The sequence below is a fragment of the Microcystis sp. M49636_WE2 genome (genome assembly GCF_030065375.1).
Lineage (GTDB): Bacteria > Cyanobacteriota > Cyanobacteriia > Cyanobacteriales > Microcystaceae > Microcystis > Microcystis aeruginosa_C.
Genome location: NZ_JASJFG010000169.1, coordinates 1 through 3199 on the forward strand (window position 1 = coordinate 1; position 3199 = coordinate 3199).

General features: G+C 42.6%; 4 protein-coding genes. 3 read left to right on the top strand and 1 reads right to left on the bottom strand.

Going from position 1 to position 3199, the window contains the following annotated elements; genetic code table 11:
* The 3 genes from PX484_RS03890 to PX484_RS03900 all read left to right on the top strand — a co-directional run.
* On the top strand, positions 1-468 hold a 468-nt coding region (locus PX484_RS03890; protein ID WP_288102921.1), incomplete at its 5' end, for a DUF3318 domain-containing protein.
* 113 nt (positions 469-581) lie between these two features.
* Positions 582-1577, top strand: a complete 996-nt coding sequence (locus tag PX484_RS03895; RefSeq protein ID WP_287766950.1) for an anti-sigma factor antagonist — start codon at positions 582-584, stop codon at positions 1575-1577.
* Positions 1564-2016 (top strand): ATP-binding protein, encoded by a 453-nt coding sequence (locus PX484_RS03900; protein ID WP_287766949.1) that lies wholly within the window; start codon positions 1564-1566, stop codon positions 2014-2016. Before PX484_RS03895 ends, PX484_RS03900 begins: the two co-directional genes overlap by 14 nt.
* A gap of 6 nt (positions 2017-2022) precedes the next feature.
* Here PX484_RS03900 and PX484_RS03905 read toward each other — a convergent pair.
* Positions 2023-3199 (bottom strand): serine/threonine-protein kinase (locus PX484_RS03905; protein WP_288102923.1); only part of this gene is annotated, 1177 nt, incomplete at its 5' end.

The following is a 3199-nucleotide window of genomic DNA, read 5'->3' on the forward strand; positions in this document are numbered from 1 at the left end:
AAATGGGAAAATTTAGCCATCGATCAGCGTAATTTGCTCTTTTGGCATGAAGTGGCCAGGATTCAAAATGATAGTATTCCGCGGGAAGGCTGGGAAATGGCCGCCCTCGCTATTGGTTTAGGTGGTGCGGTGGGGGAATTATGGGTACAGGACGGTTTATTATTGCTTTTGGCCATGGGATTATGTGGGATTTCCGGTTATCGTCTCTGGCGCAAAAATAACGGTGATAAAATTCTCAAAGAAGCGATCGAAGCCGATGAAAAAGCGATCGCCCTCGCCACCCGTTTCGGTTATTCTCTCCCCAACGCCTACAAGAGCCTAGGCAGTGCCTTTAAAACCCTAATTGAACAAACGCCCAACCGTCGTCTGCGTAAGCGTTATGAGACCCGTTTGGATGCCCTGAGAAAGAGTGCGGCCAAAGCGAAGGCCCAAACCCAAGGCCGTCCGCCCCTAGGTGAGATTCGTTAGCCGATAATTACAGCTAATCTTTGACATTACCCATTGGTATTTGGGGAAAAGTGTAGTAAACATTAGGTAGGTCATCAGGCCTTGTTCATCCATCAAACCACATCTTTGTGTCGATGACTTCCCAAATTCCTGAAACACGTTTTCTGATCATTCCGATGGAGTATCCGGTTTTGCGGATGCCTGATCGCTTGACTGTCTTGGAAGCAGTACAGTTCAAGGATATCTTTCACCATCTCATCGCCCAAATACCCACTCCCGAAAAAGTCATTCTCGATCTGAATGCCACTCAATTTATGGATAGTAGTGGTGTGGGTGCTTTAGTCCATAATCTCAAAGCGGCCAGGGCAGAAAATATCGAGTTAGTGCTGGCTAACGTCCATCCCCCAGTGATGGGGGTTTTATCGATTACGGGACTAGATCAATTATTGACTTTCCAAACCTCCCCCCTAGCAGCCCAAGAAAACGGCCGTACTACCCCTGAAAACCATCTACCCGAAACCCATCCCTCAATTCGCAGTTGGTTAAAGCGCGGTCTTGACATTGTTGGTGGGACCGTGGGTTTATTAATCACGGGGGTTATTTTTGTCCCTATTGCTATCGCTATTAAGTTAGACAGTCCAGGTCCAATTTTTTTCAGTCAAACCCGCTGCGGTTGGTTGGGAAAGGAATTTAAGATTCTCAAGTTTCGTTCCATGTGTGTGGATGCGGAAGCACTCAAGGATAAAATCCCCAATCAAGCGGAGGGAGCTTTTTTTAAAAATAAAAATGATCCCCGGATTACCCGGGTAGGAAAATTTTTACGTCGTAACAGCTTAGACGAATTCCCTCAGTTTTGGAATGTGATCACCGGTGAAATGAGTCTTGTCGGCACTCGTCCCCCCACACCCGATGAGGTGGAACGCTACGATGTTCCCCAATGGCAACGTTTAGACGTAAAACCCGGTATGACGGGAGAATGGCAGGTGAATGGTCGCTCTCAGGTGCGTAATTTTGAAGAGGTAATTCAACTAGATTTGCGCTATCAAGAAAATTGGAGTTTAGGCTACGATCTACAACTGATTTTTAAAACAATTTTGATTCTCTTTCAAAAAAACAGTGGTGCCTTCTGAAGTCTTAAATTCCCCTTCTTCCCCCCTCCATTTCCATCTACAAGTCCGGACGGAATTGGCAGCTTTAATCCCAGTCCTACAATGGTTTGAATCTCACGGCCGCTCTTTTCTACCTGATTCGGTGCTTTGGCAGTGTAAAGTGGCTTTAGCGGAAGGATTTACTAATGCTGTCCGTTACGCTCACCAACATTTACCAGCGACTACACCCATCGATCTAGAATTAACTTTACAGTCCCATTCTCTAGAAATAAAAATATGGGATCACGGTCAACCTTTTGATCTGCAAGCCAAACTTGATTCTCTACAACAACATCCCCTCGCACCTTTGGAAATGGAAAGCGATCGAGGATTACTTTTCATGCGTTCTTTTACTGATACTTTACAATATATCCGCACTGCCGAAGGGAGAAATTGTTTAATTCTCCAGAAAAGTTTTTAAGTCAATTTATCCCCTGTTAGAAACTACGTCCATCGTACAGGTTTCCAGACGAGAAAAAAGAATTATGCCACCACCCACACCCCACACAAGGGTGGGAAGATGTCCCCAGGGTGCTTTGAGAGAGAAAGTAATTTGATCGTAGTATAACCACTTGTTATTAACTCGCCAACCGACTTTTGATCCAAAATCGTTCCATTTTTGTTGATCATAATTGCCGCTTCCTCCTAAACTTTCATAGATTCTTTTCTGAACAGATATACCGAATTTTTCTTGACTATATTTTAACCATAGTTGATTGATAGTGGCTAAATCTTCACAGGGAAAGTTATCTATGTCTTCTATCTTAAGATATTTTTCTTTAGTTCGATCGGCAACTTTTAAAAATAGATTAGCCGTTTCTTGATCTGCCTCTTGCCATTTTTCTTGCGCTAAGAAATCCCGTAGGTTAGTGTAATCAATTGCCTTGGCACTTTTGAGGTTAATTTCCTCCCTGGTGGCAACTGGAAAAACTGATAAAACCGTTTCTTGAATTGTGGCCTGTGATCGGGGTTTTGGCGGAATCACTGCAGCTAATTTTGCCGCCAACTCTTGCAGGACTTCCTCGACTGATTGATAACGTTTTTTGGTACCAAATTCAATTAATTTATCTAAAATTTCGCCTAATTCAACACTAACAGGATTATTAATAAGGTGCTGTCTCCATACCCATTCATGTTCACTCACATCGAATAATTCAAAGGGAGATATTCCCGTTAATAAATAGATACAAGTGACTCCCAAACTATATAAATCACTGCTATTGATCGCTTTGCCATTGCTTTGTTCCGGGGCGACATATCCCGCCGAACCGATCACTGTTCCTGTCAGGGAAAGATTAGCAATAGTGATAAATTTAGAGGCACCAAAATCAACTAAAATTATTTTATTATCGCTGCGTCTCCGAATTATATTGGCTGGTTTAATATCTCGATGAATGACTCTTTTAGCATGGATAAAATCAAGAATTGGCAAAATTTCTAATAAAAGATGTTTGATCTTTTCTTCATTGAAAACTCCCTCGCTTTGTAATTCTTGTTCTAGATTTTCTCCCTCAATATATTCTTGAACAAGATATTGTCGCCCATCATTGCTGGTAAAATAGGCATAGAGGGAGGGAATTTGTGGGTGTTGACCGAGATTATCT

Bases quoted from the DNA above. Each gene is read 5' to 3' on its own strand.
- PX484_RS03895 (WP_287766950.1), top strand. From the start codon at position 582: ATGACTTCCCAAATTCCTGAAACACGTTTTCTGATCATTCCGATGGAG.